The 587-nt window shown below is 35.9% G+C and carries 1 protein-coding gene; it reads left to right on the top strand.

All coding sequences use genetic code 11. The features are described 5' to 3' along the window. Positions 1–116: 116 nt before the first annotated feature. Positions 117–587, top strand: a 471-nt coding sequence (locus IDG60_RS21355; RefSeq protein ID WP_206161176.1) for an ATP-binding cassette domain-containing protein, incomplete at its 3' end; no start/stop codon positions are given.

The following is a 587-nucleotide window of genomic DNA, read 5'->3' as shown; positions in this document are numbered from 1 at the left end:
AAACCATAATCATCTATAGATATAACAATTCACGATATAAGGGCTGTGTTTGGCATAGCCCTTTAGATATACACTTAATTCCTATTAAAATAGTAGGGATTAAAAGGGGGCTTGTCATGATTAAAATACAACAATTACAACATCACTTTGGATCACATAAAGTAATTCATAACTTTAATTTGGACATTAGCAAAGGAGAAATAGTCACTTTCATAGGAAAAAGTGGTTGCGGAAAGTCTACTTTACTCAATATCATCGGTGGATTTATTCATCCATCATCTGGACGTGTCATTATTGATAACGAAATTAAACAACAGCCGTCTCCAGATTGTTTAATGCTATTTCAACATCATAATTTGCTGCCATGGAAAACGATTAATGACAACATTAGGATTGGATTTCGACAGAAAATTAGTGATGAAGAGATTAACGCACAGCTTAAATTAGTTGATTTAGAAGGCAGGGGAAAGCATTTTCCCGAGCAACTGTCCGGGGGTATGAAACAACGTGTGGCACTATGTCGAGCGCATGTGCATAAGCCTAACGTTATATTGATGGATGAGCCATTAGGTGCATTAGATGCATTT

This window comes from Staphylococcus sp. EG-SA-2, assembly GCF_017152085.1.
This window is presented reverse-complemented; position numbering and strand designations above follow the sequence as displayed.